This window comes from Thermodesulfobacteriota bacterium (assembly GCA_035559815.1).
Classification (GTDB): Bacteria; Desulfobacterota_D; UBA1144; order Nemesobacterales; family CSP1-2; genus DATMAT01.
On sequence record DATMAT010000063.1, the window covers coordinates 95040 to 114453 of the forward strand.

17 protein-coding genes and 1 pseudogene are annotated in these 19414 nt (G+C 47.6%); 7 read left to right on the forward strand and 11 right to left on the reverse strand.

The features are described 5' to 3' along the window. The first annotated feature begins 106 nt into the window (after positions 1 to 106). The 3 genes from VNN20_15520 to VNN20_15530 all read left to right on the forward strand — a co-directional run bounded on the left by VNN20_15520 (position 107) and on the right by VNN20_15530 (position 5505). Positions 107 to 1591, forward strand: coding sequence for a glutamate synthase subunit beta (locus tag VNN20_15520; GenBank protein HWP93602.1), 1485 nt, complete (start codon positions 107 to 109; stop codon positions 1589 to 1591). A gap of 42 nt (positions 1592 to 1633) precedes the next feature. Further along, positions 1634 to 3544: a sulfatase-like hydrolase/transferase gene (locus VNN20_15525; GenBank protein ID HWP93603.1), complete on the forward strand. Its 1911-nt coding sequence runs from the start codon at positions 1634 to 1636 to the stop codon at positions 3542 to 3544. 146 nt (positions 3545 to 3690) lie between these two features. Further along, on the forward strand, positions 3691 to 5505 hold the full coding sequence (locus VNN20_15530) for a sulfatase (GenBank protein HWP93604.1): 1815 nt from the start codon (positions 3691 to 3693) through the stop codon (positions 5503 to 5505). Between the two features lie 37 nt (positions 5506 to 5542). Here the strand turns inward: VNN20_15530 and tsaD are convergent, their stop codons facing one another. Further along, the gene (gene tsaD, locus VNN20_15535) at positions 5543 to 6577 is read right to left on the reverse strand and encodes a tRNA (adenosine(37)-N6)-threonylcarbamoyltransferase complex transferase subunit TsaD (GenBank protein HWP93605.1); all 1035 of its coding nucleotides are present in this window, start codon (positions 6575 to 6577) and stop codon (positions 5543 to 5545) included. Between the two features lie 216 nt (positions 6578 to 6793). Between tsaD and VNN20_15540 the strand changes: the two genes are divergently transcribed. The 4 genes from VNN20_15540 (at position 6794) to VNN20_15555 (ending at position 10656) form a co-directional block, all read left to right on the forward strand. Further along, positions 6794 to 8119, forward strand: coding sequence for a hypothetical protein (locus VNN20_15540; protein HWP93606.1), 1326 nt, complete (start codon positions 6794 to 6796; stop codon positions 8117 to 8119). A gap of 277 nt (positions 8120 to 8396) precedes the next feature. Next, entirely contained in the window at positions 8397 to 8825 is a 429-nt protein-coding gene (rplM, locus tag VNN20_15545; protein HWP93607.1) for a 50S ribosomal protein L13, read from the forward strand. A gap of 8 nt (positions 8826 to 8833) precedes the next feature. After that, a complete protein-coding gene (gene rpsI, locus VNN20_15550; protein ID HWP93608.1) occupies positions 8834 to 9226 on the forward strand; it encodes a 30S ribosomal protein S9 in 393 nt (130 codons plus the stop codon). 74 nt (positions 9227 to 9300) lie between these two features. Then, complete coding sequence (locus VNN20_15555) at positions 9301 to 10656, forward strand: inositol-3-phosphate synthase (GenBank protein ID HWP93609.1); 1356 nt, start codon at positions 9301 to 9303, stop codon at positions 10654 to 10656. A 56-nt stretch (positions 10657 to 10712) separates the two neighbouring features. Here the strand turns inward: VNN20_15555 and VNN20_15560 are convergent. From VNN20_15560 to VNN20_15605, 10 genes and pseudogenes are all read right to left on the reverse strand, one after another. Beyond that, a pseudogene (locus VNN20_15560) lies at positions 10713 to 11097 on the reverse strand (type II toxin-antitoxin system death-on-curing family toxin). Continuing rightward, positions 11097 to 11294: a DNA-binding protein gene (locus VNN20_15565; GenBank protein HWP93610.1), complete on the reverse strand. Its 198-nt coding sequence runs from the start codon at positions 11292 to 11294 to the stop codon at positions 11097 to 11099. Before VNN20_15565 ends, VNN20_15560 begins: the two are co-directional and overlap by 1 nt. Before the next feature lie 286 nt (positions 11295 to 11580). After that, on the reverse strand, positions 11581 to 11982 hold the full coding sequence (gene atpC / locus VNN20_15570; GenBank protein ID HWP93611.1) for an ATP synthase F1 subunit epsilon: 402 nt from the start codon (positions 11980 to 11982) through the stop codon (positions 11581 to 11583). Positions 11983 to 12233: 251 nt separating this feature from the next. Further along, on the reverse strand, positions 12234 to 13658 hold the full coding sequence (gene atpD, locus VNN20_15575; GenBank protein ID HWP93612.1) for a F0F1 ATP synthase subunit beta: 1425 nt from the start codon (positions 13656 to 13658) through the stop codon (positions 12234 to 12236). A gap of 105 nt (positions 13659 to 13763) precedes the next feature. Further along, entirely contained in the window at positions 13764 to 14648 is an 885-nt protein-coding gene (atpG, locus tag VNN20_15580) for an ATP synthase F1 subunit gamma (GenBank protein HWP93613.1), read from the reverse strand. 54 nt (positions 14649 to 14702) lie between these two features. Next, entirely contained in the window at positions 14703 to 16220 is a 1518-nt protein-coding gene (atpA, locus tag VNN20_15585) for a F0F1 ATP synthase subunit alpha (GenBank protein HWP93614.1), read from the reverse strand. Positions 16221 to 16476: 256 nt separating this feature from the next. Continuing rightward, the gene (gene atpH, locus VNN20_15590) at positions 16477 to 17019 is read right to left on the reverse strand and encodes an ATP synthase F1 subunit delta (protein HWP93615.1); all 543 of its coding nucleotides are present in this window, start codon (positions 17017 to 17019) and stop codon (positions 16477 to 16479) included. Further along, positions 17007 to 17555: a F0F1 ATP synthase subunit B gene (gene atpF, locus VNN20_15595; GenBank protein HWP93616.1), complete on the reverse strand. Its 549-nt coding sequence runs from the start codon at positions 17553 to 17555 to the stop codon at positions 17007 to 17009. The genes atpH and atpF overlap by 13 nt, the downstream gene beginning before the upstream one ends. 5 nt (positions 17556 to 17560) lie before the next feature. Next, on the reverse strand, positions 17561 to 18055 hold the full coding sequence (locus VNN20_15600) for an ATP synthase F0 subunit B (GenBank protein HWP93617.1): 495 nt from the start codon (positions 18053 to 18055) through the stop codon (positions 17561 to 17563). Then, positions 18052 to 19353: a cation:proton antiporter gene (locus VNN20_15605; GenBank protein ID HWP93618.1), complete on the reverse strand. Its 1302-nt coding sequence runs from the start codon at positions 19351 to 19353 to the stop codon at positions 18052 to 18054. Before VNN20_15605 ends, VNN20_15600 begins: the two co-directional genes overlap by 4 nt. Positions 19354 to 19414 lie beyond the last annotated feature (61 nt).

Below are 19414 nucleotides of genomic sequence, written 5' to 3' on the forward strand. Positions count from 1 at the left end.
AGCTAACTGGTTCACAGGTCAGTGGTTGACAGGGACACGGAGTTATAGAACAATATCTCGGTGTTCCCGATAGGGTATTGGCTACAATAACTCGAGAGAAAATGAAATGGGTAAGCCTACCGGATTCTTAGAATATACACGCGAACTCCCTGAGGAGCGTTCCCCAGCCGAGCGGGTTCGTGATTGGGGCGAGTTTCATCAACACTTCCCTGATGAAAAACTCAAGGTGCAGGGGGCACGGTGTATGGATTGTGGGGTGCCATTTTGCCATACCGGGATCATATTAGAGGGCATGACCTCGGGCTGTCCCGTAAATAACCTCATTCCTGAATGGAATGACCTGGTATACCGCGGGCTTTGGAGAGAAGCGCTAGAACGGTTACATAAGACCAACAATTTCCCCGAGTTTACCGGCCGGATCTGTCCCGCCCCCTGCGAGGCAGCTTGTGTTCTCGGAATCAACGAGCCTCCGGTTACGATCAAAGCTATAGAATGTGCTATAATCGATAAGGGATTTGAAGAAGGATGGGTGGTTCCGGAGCCGCCTCCTGTGCGTACGGGTAAAAAAGTAGCCGTGGTTGGTTCTGGTCCAGCCGGGCTGGCATGCGCCGCCCAGCTCAACAAGGCAGGGCATTGGGTGACCGTATTCGAGCGTGACGACCGAATCGGGGGTCTACTCATGTATGGCATACCCAATCCCCACCTGGACAAGAAAGTGGTTCAGCGCCGGATAAACCTGATGGTAGAAGAAGGGGTCGAGTTTGTTACTGGTATAGAAGTAGGTAAGAACTATCCTTCTGACATGCTGCTCAAGGAATTTGATGCCGTCGTCCTTTGTTGTGGAGCCACTAAACCGCGGGACCTGCCTATCGAGGGTAGAAATCTCCAGGGTATTCATTTTGCGATGGAGTTCCTCCGGGCCAACACGAAGAGTTTACTCGACAGCAATCTTATGGACGGAAAATATATATCGGCAAAGGACAAGGACGTAATCATCCTGGGCGGAGGCGATACGGGTACGGACTGCGTCGCAACGGCGATGCGGCACGGGTGCAGGAGCCTCTTGCAATTTGAAATACTTCCTAAGCCCCCTCTTAGTCGTGCCCCGGATAACCCCTGGCCTCAGTGGCCCAGGGTGTATAAGCTAGACTACGGGCAAGAAGAGGCCGCCGCCATATTCGGACAGGATCCCAGAAAGTACCGGGTTTTGACCAAAAGGTTCGTAGGGGATGAAAGAGGCCAGGTCAAAGAATTACACACCATACGGGTAGATTGGCAAAAGGGCGACAATGGCCGTCCAGTGCTTAAAGAAATCCCCGGGACTGAAAAGGTTTGGCCGGCACAGCTTGTGCTATTAGCCCTGGGCTTCCTTGGGCCCGAGGACACAATTCTTGAGCAACTGGGTATTGACAGGGATGAGCGCTCGAACGCCAAGGCCGAGCATGGCAAGTTTGCTACGAACGTGGAAGGTGTTTTCGTAGCTGGAGACATGCGCCGTGGCCAGAGCCTTGTAGTGTGGGCCATAAACGAGGGGCGAGGAGCTGCTCGTGAATGCGACCGATATCTAATGGGTTCAACCAACCTGCCTTAAAATAGACCGAAAACCACTCATTTTTGCATGAGGGGGGTTGAATTGTCCTACATCTTTAGTAATACCGCAATACTCCTGTTAGTTGCTCAAGGGGTGTTGATATCCACTTTTGCCTTTTCCTTTCCAGCAAATAATAAGGGATCAAACCAATGTGCATTCAAGTTTAAAATAGCCGTATTTGTGGCCATAAGCCTTGGACTTTTATTCGGGATTTTGAAGGCTATGGCCTTTGTTATCTCCAATAATTACCTGCAGTACGGGATGTATTATATATCGCTTCGTTCTTTGGTATCGAGCGTTGATAAGTGTGTGTTGATCCCTTTGGGAACGACAGTGCTCTTTTTCATAGGGCTTTATGCTATGAAAGCCCTTCTCCGGTTTACTGGTTTAAGTAAGAGAACCGGCGATGTAATCGTATATGGAATAGCACCCTCGGCATCGGTATTTATCATTGGAGGTTATTTGATAAACAGGAAGTATCTTCCAGGGTTTTTTGATTTAAAGAGCATTGTTGCAAACCTCATATGGGCCACGGTTTGTGTGGTTCTGGTCTGGGTGCTTGGGCTGTTAATTGTAAAAGTATCCCATAAGAAGATTAATTTCCCTGGGAAAATGTATGGCGCTAGAACCTTGATCTGTCTGGTGAGTTTGGTTGCGATGCTTAACCTGGCTTACTTTGTCTATTCACGGTCTGCTAAGTCAGACCGTCCTAATCTTATTCTCATCTCCATCGATACTTTGAGGGCGGATCATCTAAGCTGCTATGGCTACGAACGTAACACCAGCCCCAACATCGATCGCTTTGCTCGGGATGGAGTTTTATTCACGAATACTATTGCCCAGTCCTCATGGACGCTGCCCTCGCATATGTCCATGTTGACAGGACACTACCCGACCGGTCATGGTGTTTTATCCAAACACAACAAGCTAAGTGATGGGCATTTGACTATTGCCGAAATACTACAAAACGCCGGATATGAGACTGCCGCTATTACCGATAGAGTCTACTTGAGTCAGGGGTATGGCTATCAGGGTTTTGACTTTTATCACGACAAGGGTTGTTTAAAGTGCCGGGGCGCAATTAAAAAAACTTACAAAAGGGCAGTTAAATGGTTGAGAAAGGGCCATTCCAGGCCTTTTTTCCTTTTCCTGCACACCTATCAAGTCCACGCTCCGTATGACCCTTTACCCGGTTACGATATCTATAGCGATAAGAGCTATCGGGGCATTACGTATGGATACGTTAAGTATGCTCATTACAACAAAATTCATGACCAAATGACTTTAGAGGATTTTCTGTATTTAATCGACAAGTATGACGGTGAGATCTACTATACAGACTTTTTCCTCGGAAAGCTGTTCCAGAAACTGAAAGATTTGGGGTTATACGACGATAGTATAATCGTCCTTACATCTGACCATGGAGAAAATTTTTTGGACCATAAGGCCTACAATGTGGGTCATGGCGAACTATACGACGAAATAGTCAAAGTGCCGTTGATTATCAAAGCCCCTTCGTTTCCTAAAAATCAAGTTATCGAGGCCCAGGTCGAGAGCATAGATATCATGCCCACCGTGCTCGAACTCCTGGATATATCTATTCCAGTCAGGGTTGATGGGGAGAGTTTAGTTGAATTGGTCAGAATAGGATCATACGACGGCGTGTTCGCCTTCAGCCAAACAGACCATGAATATAAAATGATCAGGAGTAAAGATTGGAAGCTATTACAGCGATCCCAGAGCGAATTCGAACTATTTGATCTCATAAAAGATCCCAAGGAACAACTAAATATCTTTGCCCAAGAGACCGAAGTGGTCAAGTCGTTATTTGAAGCACTTAATATTTGGTCCGACACCCAGAAACAGCTATCCAAGTCAAATTCCACGGATAACAAAATCGAGCTGGATAAGGAACTAACCGACCAGCTAAAGGCTCTCGGCTATATCAACTAATTTGGATTAACATTATTTTCCGGTTTTACGGTTCGAGGCAGCCTTTACCCGGGCTGATTTGTGGTCTTGGAACCGCTACTACGGGTTTTTAATGTGCCCTGATTAGAGTTGTTAAAAATTAAATCGGTTAAAGCCGGCAACAAGAGATGAAATTTGAAAATATAAGCCAATACGAGACCAAATTCGTTGTTGCTCTTTTGTTGGCAGGTGTGTTGGGATTTCTACTTGGGGTCATAAAGAGCATAGATTTCATTGTTGCTAATGGGTACCTGGGGCAGGGGATGTATTATTTAGCCGTTTATTGGTTTACCTCGATCATCAACAAATACTTGTTTATTGCATTGATGGTTGGACTGTTTGTTTTGGTTGTTCTGGTCGTGGTACTGGCTTTTCTTAACTTCAGCGGCATTGATAGAAAACATAGCAATCTAATCATCGACGGAATAATTCCGGCATTATTGCTTTTTATTATAGCTGGGTATTGGATAAATAAGCGGTACCTACCTGGATTTTATGAGTTAAAGAGTATAGTTGGAAACGCTCTATGGCTTCTTACCAGTGTGTTTGTGGGATGGCTAATCTTGAAGATATCTCGGACCAAATTTAGCGCTTGTCTAAAAATACAAAACCTCAAGATTCTAGTTGTCATATTTTGCTTAGTTATTGGCCTGAATTTGGGCCGCTATTTGTATTTTCAGTCTTTGGATAAGGGTAGGCCTAGTGTAATACTAATTTCTATAGATACGCTTAGAGCAGACCATATCAGTTGCTATGGTTACAGCCGTAATACCAGTCCTAACATAGACCGCTTTGCAGAAGGTGGTGTTCTATTTTTAAACACCATTGCCCAATCCTCGTGGACATTGCCCTCACATATGTCCATGCTGACTGGCCTCTATCCATCCGGCCATGGTGTATTGTCGACAGATAAGAAGCTTAGCGATGGACAATCGACTCTTGGAGAATTGCTACAAAACGTCGGGTATGAGACTGCCGCTATTACGGACGGTGGCAACGTGAATCACAGGTTTGGCTACCAAGGGTTTGATTTCTTTGATGATAAACCGGTGCAAACCTGGGGTAGCATAGAAGTGACCTACACAAAAGCGGTTAATTGGTTAAGAAAGAACAATTCGAACCCCTTTTTTCTTTTCCTGCATACCTACCAAGTCCACGCTCCCTATAGCCCTTCACCTCAATATGATGTTTATAGTGACAAAAGCTATCGAGGCATGTTGGAGGAAACGGAGAAAAAAGTGGCAACCGACTATCATAGTATTCAAGACAAAATGAAAGAAGAAGATTATGTTTATTTAATTGATAAGTACGACGGCGATATCTATTATACCGACGATTTCCTGGGAAAGCTGTTCGAGGAACTGAGGGATCTAGGACTCTATGACAGCAGTATTATCATTCTCACCTCAGACCACGGGGAAAATTTTTTAGACCATAAGGCTCTTGAAATTGGTCATTTTGAGCTTTACGACGAAGTTATTAGAGTGCCGCTGATTATAAAAGCTCCCGCGTTTCCCCAGAGCCGTATTGTTGATGCGCAGGTGGAGAGCATAGACATTATGCCAACGGTACTCGAGCTTCTGGGCCTTCCTGTTCCAGCAGGAATAGACGGCGATAGTTTGGTTGAAGTAGCGAAGAAGGGGTCATATGACAGCGCTTTTGCATTCAGCGAAAAAGACCATGAATATAAAATGATCAGGAGTAAGGATTGGAAGCTATTACACCGGTCCCAAAGCCATCTGGAATTATATGATCTTATTAATGACCCCAGGGAGCAGATTAACCTTTTTGATGAGAAGCTGGAAATTGGCAAATCCCTATTTGTAGAGCTTCAGGCTTGGATGGATGCCCAGGCAGAAAAGTCCAACGTCATCTCTGCAGATAAAATAAAGATCGACGATGAGTTAACCGAACAATTAAAAGCTCTAGGCTATGTGAATTAACTTTATGTCGAAATAGTATAGGTAAAATTGGGTCAAGCTAATTTGCAATCAGTCCTCTTCCCCTTACGTACTTCGGGCGGGAGGTAGAATAGGGGTTTAGGTCGAGCCCCGAGTAATCCCCCTCAGCTAGCTTATAAAACCCAAGCGCCCCCACCATTGCCGCATTGTCGGTGCAATATTTGGGGGAGGGAATATAAAAGGAAATCCCTTCATTCTCAAACCTATCTTTAGCCAGTTCTCTCAAGCGGGAGTTGCAGGCAACCCCTCCGGCAATAACTACCGCTCTTACCTGGTGTAGTTTCGTAGCGGCCAGGGTTTTTTCTACCAGGGTCTCGACTATGGCTTCCTGGTAGCTGGCGCAGATATTCTTAAGCTTTATTCCATCGGGAGCAGGGTTTTTCTTGAGGTAGTAGACGAGTGCAGTCTTTAAACCGCTGAAGCTGAAATCAAAGGACGAAGATGTTAAGAAAGGTCGAGGGAATGAAATAGCTTTCCGGTCTCCCTCTTTTGAGAGTCTGTCAATCTCTACACCGCCCGGATAGCTTAAGCCGAGAAGTTTGGCTGCCTTGTCAAACGCCTCGCCGGCTGCATCGTCCCTGGTTTTCCCCATTAATTTGATATCGGTATGGTTATTGACCAGGTATAGACTGGTATGCCCCCCTGAAACCACAAGGCCTATGAACGGAAAAGGAACGTCGTACTCCAGGTGAATGGCGGCCAGATGAGACTCAAGGTGGTCTACGCCGATGAGGGGAACCTCGAGGGAGAAGGCCATTGCTTTTGCCGTTGAAACCCCAACCATAAGGCATCCGACCAGGCCCGGCCCGCGTGTTACAGAAATACCTTCGATCTCTGAGAGCGATACTCCGGCGTCGGAAAGGGCTTTTTCCAGTACGGGAATTATGTTCTCGACATGCTTTCTCGAAGCGAGTTCTGGTACCACCCCACCGTATTTTTTATGGATTTCAACCTGAGAAGACACCACGCTGGAGAGCGCAGTCTTACCGTCTTTGATGACCGCTACCGCCGTCTCATCGCAAGAGGATTCTATACCCAGTATAAGGGATGGCACGGTGGTTTATTTTACTGGATTGTTTTGTGTGTGCAAGATTAGGGCCATCCTGAATCGCTTCTTCGAGTCTATGGGATTTAGTAAAGTAAACGCGGGGTAAATTGTAATTATTATTGTTTAATCGGATCGATAAAAACAATTTGGGTTTGTTATATCAGATTTGTTATAATATGGTGTAGTAGGGAGCTAATTACTAGTTTAAGGAGTGGTGAGCGGATGGGAATACTAAGATTAAGCCTGATAATATTCATTTCAATTGTATTACTTCCTGTTTTGTCCCAAGCGCAAAATTTCCGGGGAGGTGGAACAAGAAGCGGATTTGGCAAGACCGGTTTCGGGGCCAGGGGTTTTACTGCCGGCAGTTCCGGCTACAGTTTGAGAGGAGGATTCAATAGAAGCTCATTCTCGACTAATAGAGCAGCCGGATTAAGGAATGGGGGCCTCGGTAGCAGCTTGGTCAAGCACCCGGGTTTTTCTAATACCAACAGGACTACTTTCGGCAGGGGGTCAAGCTTAACGCGTTCCACCACCCTTAGCAACACCCTCACAAATCAAAAACAGAACCTGATTAACTCAGGGGTGATGCCCAGGAAATCTTATAATGGCTTGTCCAGCGGTTCTACTTACAGGACGTCCGCTAAAAATAACCTTGATTACAATAATAAAATAGGTACGGGTGGAGGAGATGGTAACCAATTAATAAGCAATGTGGGCTCAACTTTCGAGAGAAACGAAGTAACTACCGGTTTTATTAATAGCAAAGGACCGGTTTTTAAATCGGGTTCGAGTTTAAACAGCACCACCGCTCCCATAAGAACTAGAAATTTTACTAATACCTCTTCTTCCAGTATTACTCCAATCACCGTGGAAGAAATAGGCACGGCTCCAGGTGTAGTTTCTGACTCCTCTACCAGGACAGAGATAGCTCACTGGGTTGATAAAAAAAGCGGGGTCAGACACTTCTCCAATAACATCAGCTCGTATCGAGACGGCAGAGAAACGATAACCTTTGTCGGCGGAAAAAAGGTAGTTTCCAAAATCGGCAGATTAAAATCAGGTGATTCCCTGGTGGACGGTAGTGAGGGTTTTGGAGATGCTATTACATTTACCAAGACGGCGACAAAACCGGCAATCAAGCAATTCGGTAAAGAAACAGGCTCTAATAACGGGCTGAGATACACCACCTCGGAGCCTGCCAAAAAATATCATCATAAGCCGCATCATAGGGATTTTGACCACCACCGTCATCGCCACCATCACGATACCATAAATTTTTTCTTCTTTTTCAACCCGTTCTTCACTTTCCCAACCTCCACTTTTTTCTTCGGGTTTAACCCTTTTGTGTTCAAGGCGCTTGTGCTATCACCCTTTGCCTTTCGTCCTTTTTTCTTTCCTTTCGCCTTCTTCACTTTCCATCCTATAGTTCCGTCTCCTTTCCTATTCAATACTTTTGTATGTCCAAATCTATTCTTCCCTTCATTTTGTAATCCGTTCGCTTTCGGGTCACCCTTTTTCTTTGACCAGTTCTCATCCTTCTTTTGATGGTTGGTTCAGTTAGTTGATTATAAGTAACTCGGTAATCATTCATGGTAGGTGCCAGCCCGGCTCGCATAGGGTCGGCGGTGTTTGGGTAGTGAACAAGCCTGCCTTGAGCCATGCCAAAGGGTCGAAGGGCCTGTCCTGAGCGGGTCGCCAATTTAATCGGGGAAGGGATGGTTCTCTTGCCGATGACCAACGCGGGGGGCATATATGTTATTCTTGACAATCAAAGGGGATTTGGTACATTGTTCATTCAACCAAAAAGCTAGGAATAGGTAAAATGAAGACATACATGGCCAGGAATGAGGATATAGAGAGGAAATGGTATTTGATTGACGCTAGTGGAAGGACAGTAGGCCGGATTGCCACTAAGATTGCAAAAATTCTGAGAGGGAAGGACAAACCAGGGTTTACACCACATGCGGATACCGGAGATTTCGTTATAGTAATCAATGCGGACAAGGTAAATTTCACCGGGAAAAAGTGGACTCAGAAAACCTATTACTGGCACACGCCTTATCCGGGTGGACTTAAGTCAATTACCGCGGAGAAGCTGTTTAAAGATAAGCCGGAAGAGATACTGAAAAAAGCGGTATGGGGAATGCTTCCCAAAAGCAAGTGGCAAAACAGGCTGATAACCAGGCTAAAGATATATTCTGGCAGCGAGCATCCTCATGAAGCCCAAAAACCAGAGGCGTTGGAGGTTTAAGAGTAGCAATGGCTGATGTTACATATTATGGAACAGGAAGGCGAAAGACATCGATAGCGAAGGTGTGGTTACGCGATGGTGGGGGCAAAATCTCCATAAACGACAAGCCGGTTGAATCGTATTTCCCCCGCGAAACATGGAGAATAAGGGCGCTTGAGGCACTTAAGTTAACCCAGACATTGAATAAGTATGACGTTTTCGTGGATGTGAGCGGAGGCGGGCTAACCGGGCAATCGGATGCCGTAAGGCACGGGCTGGCCAGAGCCCTTCTGCGGGTGAGCGATTCGTTCAAAAAGACGCTTAAGAGCGCCGGCCTTCTAACCCGCGACCCCAGAATGGTGGAAAGCAAAAAATACGGAAAGAGAAAGGCCAGAAGAGGCCAGCAGTTCTCGAAGAGGTAATATCCACTGGGGTCTGGGGGAGCAATCTAGTCTGTTCAGAGCAGAGTCGAAGGAAGAGGAAGTCAGGGAATCACTTGCCTAACAAAACCAGAAAAACAGTCAAAAGAAAAGCGAGGATCGTTCCGCCCAGTGGCCGGCTGGGAGTGTTACTTCCGGGGATAGGTGGTGCGGTTAGTACTACGTTCATTGCCGGCGTTGAAGCCATAAAAAGGGGGCTCGGCAAGCCCATCGGCTCCCTTACCCAAATGGGTACTATCCGGCTGGGCAAGAGGACCGAGAAAAGATTCCCTCTCATAAAGGATTTCATTCCACTGGTTAACCCGGACGCCCTGGTGTTCGGCGGCTGGGATATATTCTCTGAGAATTGTTACGATGCCGCCCTCAAAGCTGGGGTACTGGATAAAAATCTCCTCGATGAGTTAAAAGACGTACTCTACTATACCGAGCCTATGCCCGCTGTTTTTGATAGAAGGTACGTCAAAAACCTGAACGGCAAGCATCTCAAGTCCGGGAAAACAAAGATGGACCTTGCCGAGCAGCTCATGGACGACATCATCAATTTCAAGAGTGAAAACCAGCTCGACCGTTTGGTTATGGTGTGGTGTGGAAGCACCGAGGTGTATATAAAGCCTTCCGAGGTTCATAGCTCTATAAAGAAGTTTGAGGACGGTCTGAAAGACAACCACCCGGAGATTTCGCCAAGCATGATATATGCCTATGCGGCGATTCAGTGCGGCGTGCCCTATGCAAACGGCGCTCCTAATCTTTCGGTTGATTTTCCGGCGCTGATGAGCTTGGCGCAAAAGAAAAAGGTGCCAATCGCCGGGAAGGATTTTAAGACCGGCCAGACCCTTATGAAGACAATAATCGCTCCCGGCCTCAAGGCCAGGATGATCGGGCTTAACGGCTGGTTCTCTACCAACATTCTGGGCAACAGGGACGGCGAGGTCTTGGACGACCCTTATTCTTTCAAGACTAAAGAGGAAAGCAAGCTAAGCGTCCTCGAATATATATTCCAGCCGGACTTGTATCCGGACCTCTACTCTGACTACTACCACAAAGTTAGGATCAATTACTACCCTCCCAGGGGAGATGCCAAAGAAGCCTGGGACAACATCGACATATTCGGATGGCTCGGCTATCCGATGCAGATTAAGGTTAACTTCCTCTGTCGTGACAGCATACTGGCGGCCCCAATTGTTCTCGACCTGGTTCTCTTTCTGGACTTAGCGGAAAGGGCCGGTTTGTACGGCATTCAGGAGTGGCTCTCCTTCTATTTCAAGAGCCCGATGCATGGAGAGGGTCTATACCCGGAACACGACCTTTTCATCCAGCTTATGAAGCTTAAAAACACCCTCCGTTACCTCAAGGGCGAAGAGCTTATTACCCACCTGGGATTGGATTATTACGATTATTACACCCCGGAGTGATTTTTGATCAAAAAAAAGCGAGTGTACGTCTAGCGATCTAGCAGCCGAGTGCATTATCAAGTCTTTTCTATGATATGGGCACGAAGCCAATCAGTGAGCTCGTCTCGCCCCAACGCGCCAGACGCTACTTGAAGAATGATTTTCTCTTGCTCATATATAGAGGCGGATATCTCAAAGCCATTCAAGACAAGAAAGACTTCCATTGCAGCATGGCCAGCACGTTTGTTGCCATTGATGAAGGGATGGTTTTTAATGATTGAATAGCCCAGAGCCGAGGCCTTTTCGACAATTGTGGGGTAAATCTTCACCGCCAAAAGTCATACGCGGCTGAATGAGGGCCGACTCTAAAGCGCCTAAATTATGGATGCCTACAGCGCCTCCAGACTGGTGCAATATCTGAACATAAAGTTCCAGCATTTCGCCGAGAGTAATATAGCGCATTAAGCCAACCGTCTGTAGAGTTCAGCATTCTTTTTGAGAACATGCTCTACAGCGAGTCGAAAGGAATCTTCAGGACGGGCGAGCAGATCTTCAATGCTTATAGACACTAACTCTTCCGGCGTTAGATTAAAGCGGGCAGCCATTTCTTTTAGTTTTAGCAAACGGTCATCGGGAATTGCGATCGTAAGGTTGGTCATAGTCTCACCGTATGTTTTGGATTAAGATAAGATTACCATCCGATTAGATGAACTACTAGAAGTTCTCTACATACCGCTTACGAAATTAAAGAAACCCTTTGTTTCGTAGTGAACGCATATACTTCGACGGAGTTTATCCTGAGGAGTCGAAGGGCTCAGTACGGGTATGCGTTCCTTACATTATTTCAATCAAATTTGGGGACATTTTAGTTGAATGAGTTAATTTCTAATATGGAGAAATTAACTCAGCAAGGACGTTCTACGGGATTAAAAGTAGGCTCTATTTTTATTCCTTGATACCTGCTTTTAACTGTGCCAGTCTCAGTTTCTTGTTTATCTCTTTTAATTCTCTGGTCTTACCGCTGAAGCTCTTAAGCTCTTCTAGCAGGGCCTCGGCCTCTCTTTGCGCAGCTTCGGAATCTACAAACCTGGGGTCTTCGACGTTATCGGTGAGGACGGTGACCTTGTCGTCTCTGACCTCGGAAAGACCACCCCAAACTATAAACCTTCTTTCAGTTCCATCCTTCCTGTACTTAAGCTCACCGGGCATAAGAAGGGTGATAAAAGGGACATGCCCGGGAAGGACTCCGAACTCTCCCAACTCTCCGGGCGCTATGACTTCATCCACCTCTTCGCTTATTACTACCCTTGATGGGGTGATCACTTTGAGTTCCAGTCTTTCCGCCAATTCTTTTCTCCCTTCGGAATTTCCTTCCCCCTTGTGGGGGAGGATTAAGGTGGGGGGATTATTTACCCCCTATCCCGACCTTTTATTTCCATATGATGCACACTTCGTATACCGCACCCCCGCAGGGGGGAGAGGAAACGGCATTTTCAAGTTTAACTTTAGCCACGGAGGGCACAGAGTACAAAGAGATAAAAATTTAAAAATTTGATTCAATTAATTCTCGCCAGCTTCTGTGTTCTCTGTGGTTAATCTTATCCCGATATAAGCTGTTTGGCCTTGGCGTAAACCTCCTCCAAATTTCCAGCCATGTAAAATGCCTGCTCCGGGACCTCGTCCATGTTTCCGGCTATTACCTCTTTGAATGCCTCGATGGTTTCCTTGATTGGCACGTATTTACCAGGTGTCCCGGTGAATTGCTCGGCAACGCTGAATGGCTGTGAAAGAAGCCTCTGCACCTTTCTTGCTCTGGCTACTATGAGCTTGTCCTCTTCGGAAAGCTCGTCCATCCCCAGAATGGCTATGATCTCCTGGAGTTGCTTATAGCGCTGGAGTATCCTTTGAACCTCGCGGGCGATCTTGTAATGCTCATCTCCAACGATCCTGGGGTCCAGGATTCGAGAGGTGGAATCGAGGGGATCTACGGCCGGGTATATGCCAAGCTCGGTTAGCTGTCGTGAAAGAACGATAGTTCCGTCCAGGTGGGCGAAGGTCGTGGCCGGTGCCGGGTCGGTAAGGTCGTCCGCCGGAACGTATATGGCCTGCACCGATGTGATCGAGCCTTTGACAGTGGAGGTAATTCTCTCCTGTAACTCTCCTAAGTCTGTGGCCAGGGTAGGCTGATAACCGACCGCCGATGGGATTCTTCCGAGAAGGGCGGATACTTCCGAACCGGCTTGGGTAAACCGGAATATGTTATCGATGAATAGAAGTACGTCCTGCCCGCCTACGTCTCTAAAGTATTCGGCAAGGGTAAGGGCGGTAAGACCCACGCGTGCCCTGGCCCCCGGCGGCTCGTTCATCTGTCCGAAAACCATTCCGGTGTTCTTGATGACTCCTGACTCTTTCATTTCAAGCCAAAGGTCGTTCCCCTCACGGGTTCTCTCTCCGACTCCACCGAAGACAGAAACACCGCCGTGCTCTTTGGCCACGTTGTGGATTAGCTCCATCAGGAGAACCGTCTTTCCCACGCCTGCGCCACCGAATAGACCGATTTTTCCGCCCTTGAGGAAAGGGGCCAGAAGGTCAATCACTTTAATTCCGGTCTCGAATACCTCAAGCTGTGTGCTCTGCTCCACAAACTCAGGGGCGGGACGATGAATAGGCCAGCGCTCCTTCGTGTCTATAGGACCCGCTTCGTCTATCGGCTCTCCTACGACGTTGATCAGCCTTCCCAGGGCTTCCTTTCCGACCGGCACGGTTATTCCCTCTCCGGTATTCAGCGCGTCTTCTCCTCTTTTAATACCATCGGTAGAATCCATAGCAATACAGCGAACCCGTTTCCCACCTAGCTGCTGGGCTACTTCTAGCACCAGGTTCCACTTTTTATCGTTCAAGAGCGGGTTGGTCAGTTTGACCGCGGTATAGATCGAAGGCAGCTCACCATCCTTGAACTCGACGTCAACGACCGGTCCCATCACCTGAACGATTTTGCCTATCTTTCCGTTACTTGCTTCCATCCTAATCGATACCTCCTTCTTAATTCAGGATACAGGATGCATGATGCACGATTCATGATTCTCGTTATGTATCTTGTATCTTGCATCTTGTATCATACATCGTTTTTAATCGGTGTCTCCTTTTCTTAATGCCTCGGTTCCGTTTACAATGTCCATTAGTTCCTTGGTAATGATTGCCTGTCTGGTCTTGTTGAATAAAAGGGTGAGTCTCCTTATCACATCCTCGGCGTTCCGAGTAGCATTTTCCATGGCTGTCATCCGCGCCCCGTGCTCGCTGGTTATCGATTCAAGAACAGCTCTCTCCAGGCGCACCTCGACGTATTTGGGTAAAACATACTTGAGCACATCCTCTCTTTCCGGCTCGTAGATATAGTCAATAGCAGCGGAATCTTTGTCTCCGGTTTCATCCCGCTCGATGGGAAGTAGCCTTTCAAAGGTAAGGACCTGGGAAAGCGCTGATTTGAAGTAATTATAAACCAGGACTACCTCGTCGCTTTCGCCCTTGGTGAATTCCTTCACCAAATTAGGGGCAATCTCACCGGCTATTTGACTGAAATTTCTTTCGTTTATACCGATGTAACTACCTGCAACCTGAACCTTTCGCTTGGCGAAATGATCCCGGCCCCTCCTTCCCAGAAAGCTGAATACGACCTGTTCGTACACCTTCGCTTCCGTGACCAGGTATGTTTCGATTTTACGGATGAGGTTGCTGTTAAAGCTTCCGCATAGACCCCGGTCCGAGGTCATGAACACCAGATGAAGCTTCTTTCTCTCTTCGGGGTTTCTAAGAAGAGGATGCCACTTTGAGTCGCATTTTGTAGCCAAGCTCCTGGCAATCTCTTGGAATGCGTTGGAATAGGGACGGTAGTTAATAAGAAGTCCCTGAGCACGCTGAAGCTTGACCGCGGAGATCAGCTTCATCGCACTCATAATCCTTCGGGTTCCCTTGACACTGCTTATCTTTCCTCTTATTTGTCTCAGACTGGGCATGTGCTCTCCGTATTTATCATATGTAGGGGCGACCCGCTCTGTCGCCCTATCGTTCTATGCCAGTTCTCCTAGCTTTTCTTCAAGCTCATCAAGAGCCTTCCTTATCTTCTGAGCTAGGTCATCCGAAATGTCCTTTTTGGTTTTTATTTCGTCGAGGAGGTTTTGATATTTTGCCTCGAAGAAGACGTAGAGTTCTTTCTCGTATTTTTTAACCGCTTCTGTTGGATATCTGTCAACATATCCGTTGGTGACGGCGAATATCAGGAGCACCTGTTTCTCCACCGGTAGCGGCTGGTACTGGTCTTGCTTCAGAGCCTCAACCAGCCTGCTTCCTCTGGCAAGCTGGGCTTGGGTGACCTTATCCAGGTCTGAGGCGAACTGGGCAAAGGCCTCTACCTCTCTATACTGGGCCAGTTCGAGCCTCAGCCTTCCGGCAACCCGCTTCATCGCCCGGATCTGCGCGGAGCCGCCGACTCGGGAAACGGAGAGGCCGACGTTAATAGCGGGCCTCACGCCAGCATAGAAGAGGTCGCTTTCGAGATAGATCTGACCGTCGGTGATGGATATAACGTTCGTGGGTATGTACGCGGAAACGTCTCCGGCCTGTGTCTCGATTATGGGAAGGGCGGTTAATGACCCGCCGCCCTCTTCATCTCTCATCTTTGCCGCTCGCTCTAGTAGCCGAGAGTGAAGATAGAATACATCGCCCGGGTAAGCCTCTCGTCCGGGGGGGCGTCTTAAGAGCAGGGAAAGTTGTCGGTATGCCCAGGCGTGTTTTGTCAGGTCATCGTAAATTACCAGGGCGTGCCTGCCGGTGTCCCGGAAGTATTCACCGAGAGCGCATCCGGCATAGGGGGCGATGAATTGAAATGGTGCCGGGTCGCTGGCCGTAGCGGCTACGACGGTGGTATAGTCCATAGCTCCGAACTCTTTTAATTTATCTACCACCTGGGCCACGGTTGACTGCTTCTGGCCTATGGCTACGTAGATGCAGTAGACGTCCTGGTCCCTCTGGTTAATAATGGTATCGATAGCGATGGCGGTTTTTCCGGTCTGGCGGTCCCCCAGAATCAACTCTCTCTGTCCCCTTCCTATGGGGATCATCCCGTCGATGGATTTGATTCCGGTCTGAAGCGGCTCACGAACGGGCTGACGAAAAACTACGCCCGGTGCTTTTATCTCGATCTTTCTGTACTCATCCGTTTTGACCTCACCCTTGCCGTCTATGGGCTGCCCCAGGGAGTTAACCACTCTTCCTCTCATGTCATTTCCCACAGGCACTTCGGCGATACGGCCCGTTCTCTTCACTATGTCCCCTTCGTGGACGTGTGTGTCTTCGCCGAATATAGCTATACCCACGTTGTCCTCTTCCAGGTTTAAAACGAGGCCCATGACCCCGCTCTGGAATTCCACCAGCTCGCCGGCCATAGCCTGGTCCAGTCCGTAGGCGCGGGCAATACCGTCGCCAACCGAGATCAGGGTCCCCACCTCAGCCGTCTCGATCTTCTGCTCGAATCCTTTGATTCTGTTTCTTAAAATCTCGCCGATTTCTTCTATCCTTAGTCCTTCCATCTTTTCACCGACTCCTTCTTTAGAATTCTTTATTTATTAGCCACTAATGAACACGAATATGCACAAAAAACGATCCAAGACTTAGTAGTGAGCTCAGTCGAGCGATGCATGATTCATAAAGTCATGTTTATCATGCGTCTTGCATCGTGCATCTTCTATCCTACTTATATTCATTCGTGCCTATTTATTTCCATTTCATCCACACTGCGGATGAAATACTGCTCGTGTCAGTGTCAATTCGTGGCTGAAAAAGTGTTCAGGTTACGGAGAGGATATGGCGTATTCTCTCCAGTTGATTTTTAACGCTCCCGTCAAACACCCTATCCTCAACCTTTGCTACTATTCCCCCTATTATTGATGGATCGATCTTTATGATGACCTCAACGTCTTTCTTAGTTAGCCTCTTGAGAACTTCCTTAATTCTATTCAGGTCTGACTCCGAAGGGCTTGAAGCGGTGGTTATCTCTGCTCTGACTTTGCCAGATGCTTTTCTGAGTTTGCTCATGAAGGGCTCTTCGGACTTGACGAGGGCCTTGAGTTTTCCAAGCTCGATTACCAAGGCTATGAAATTTATGGTTAGTTTATCAAAGCCTGTTCTCTCTCCAATATCATCAGCTATAGCTTTTTTCTCGGCCAGATCATAAACCGGGCTCGCCAGTATGCTTTTGACCTGTTCCTGGTCGTGATTGATCTTGAAAAATGCCTCCAGGTCGGCCGTGACTTTTTCGAGCTTCCCTTCGTCCTTTGCTGACTGGATGAGCGCCTCGGTTAAATCCCTAAGTGTTGCTACTGATGCCATTTTCCCTCTTCCTCTACCTTTTTAATAAAGTCCTCCATGAAACGTCTCTCATCAGAGTCCTTAAAATTTTGCTTTATTATACTTTCGGCAAGTTCGACAGCCAGCGAAGCGGCTTCGGCCTGTATCTCCCTCCTGGCCTTGGCTGTTTCCAGCTTTATGGTCTCCCTAGCTTCTTCCCCTATCTTCTGGGAAACAGCTTGGGCTTGTCTCACTATTTCTTCCCTTTCCACCTCCCCTTCTTTGCGAAGCGTCTCCTCTAGGGATTTAATCTCATCTTCCATCTTGCTGATCTTCTCGGAATATTCCTGGTACTTTTTTCTGGCTTCTTCTATGGTCTTTCTGGCTTCCTCTATCTCATTTCCAATAATACCTCTTCTCTCGACCATAAAATTCCTTATGGGGTCTTTAAGATAATAGGCGAGCACCGCGAGCAGTATTATCAAATTCACCGTGTGTTCGCCCACAAAGGTCCAGTTAAAACCCTGTCCCTTTTCGGTGGCGGTTATGATTACGAGCCTTAAAAAGTCTAAATTCACAAAAACTATACCTCCTTGCCCAGAATACGTGAAGCCATGTCCCGGGCGATTGTCTCTACATCGGACCGGATTTTCCCTTTAATCTCACTCGTTTCTAACTCGAGCTTATGCTTGGCTTCTTCCAATAGCGCCTGGGCTTCCTCCCGTGCCTTTTTTATCATCTCCTCATGCAGGACCTGCGCTTGACGCCTGGTCTCGTTTCTTTCTTCCAAGGCACGGGCCCGTGCTTCATTTAGTTTAGAATTGTATTCCTCTATTATCTGGCCTACCTTTTCTTCGAGCTTTTTGGCTTCCTCGATCGTCCCGGTGGTAAGCTGTTCTCTCTTATCTACAAGCCCGAGAAGGGGCTTAAAAAGTAGCGAATTCAGTATGAATATAGAGGCTAAGAATATAACCATCTGAATTACAACGGTTTTATCCACGCTTAATATATCCTCGGCAGCATTGGCCTGGTGGATAGACAGGATGACGGTTATCAGGGTAAGGGCTAGGGTTTTCACTTGCTGTGACCTCCCGAAGTCTTGACCTCGGCTTCCAAAGGTTCCACTTCACCGTAAGAAAAAGCCATCTTAAGGAGCGGAGGAGCGATGAAGGTGGTGAGCATCACCATTACTGTTATAGCTGAAAATAGCCTCGTGTCAAAAACACCGGATATAAGCCCCATCTGGGCGAAGATAAGCCCTACTTCACCCCGGGGAATCATGCCCACCCCGATAACGATCTTCTTTATGTCTTTTTTATAAACCGCCCAGCCGCTCACCACTTTACCGGCCACAGCCACGACGAAGAGCACCAAGGCGATGAGGAGAATGGGGATATTCTCTTCGATGAATGGGTTGAATACGCGTACATCCACGGCGGCGCCTACCATTATAAAAAAAATCGGGGTGAAAAAGTCGGATACCGGCTTAATGCGCTCTTCGACCAGTTTGAACTGGTTTATCCTTGCCAGCACCAGGCCGGCGGCAAAGGCGCCCACTATAGGGGCGAGTCCCACTAATTTTGCCAGGTAGGCGAAGATGAAAGCAAAGGAGAGAGCGCTTAGGAGAAGCACGCCGCGGACGCGCATTTTGTCGACCAGGTCGAATAATCTTCGAGAAGCCAGGTTACCTATTAAAATAGCGATAAAAAGAAATCCAAATGCCTTTAGCGTTATTATGACCACATTGACAGCCGAGATACCGCCTTCCGCTCCTTCTTTGGTTGCTTGAATGAGGCCGCTTACCACGGCCAATATTATTAAGCCCAATACGTCGTCGATCACCGCCGCGCCCAGCACTATCCTGGCCTCCTCGCTCTGGAGGCGATTCATATCCGAGAGCACCCGGGCCGTGATTCCCACACTGGTTGCGGTAAGGGTGGCTCCGGCGGTTATGGCTATTAGTGTAGTAAAAGCGGGGTTAATATTCCCGATGAGACCAAATTTCTCGAATGCCATCACACTTACAAAGCCGAGAAAAAAAGGAACAGCCACGCCGACCACTGCTACCATAGTGGAGGCGATTCCCACTCGGATCAGGTCCTTCAGGTTTGTCTCTAGCCCGATTTCAAAGAGTAGAATAGCCACCCCGACCTCGGCAAGGAGATGAAATGTCTCGTAACCGGGCTGCCCGGCCACCGACGGCACTATGGCCAGGACGCTCCCTCCAAGAACGACCCCGGCAAGTAGCTCTCCTAATACAGCAGGCTGCTTTATGCGCTCTGCCAACTCTCCAAATGCTTTTGATGCAATAAGAACTAAGGCCAGGGCAAGGAGAAGCCTTTCAACTGAAAACCCGCCTACTTCTTCAACCGTCATTTACGATTAGAGTATCCTTAGGATAGAAAATCTAAAAAGAAAACTCAAGTTTTTAACATGA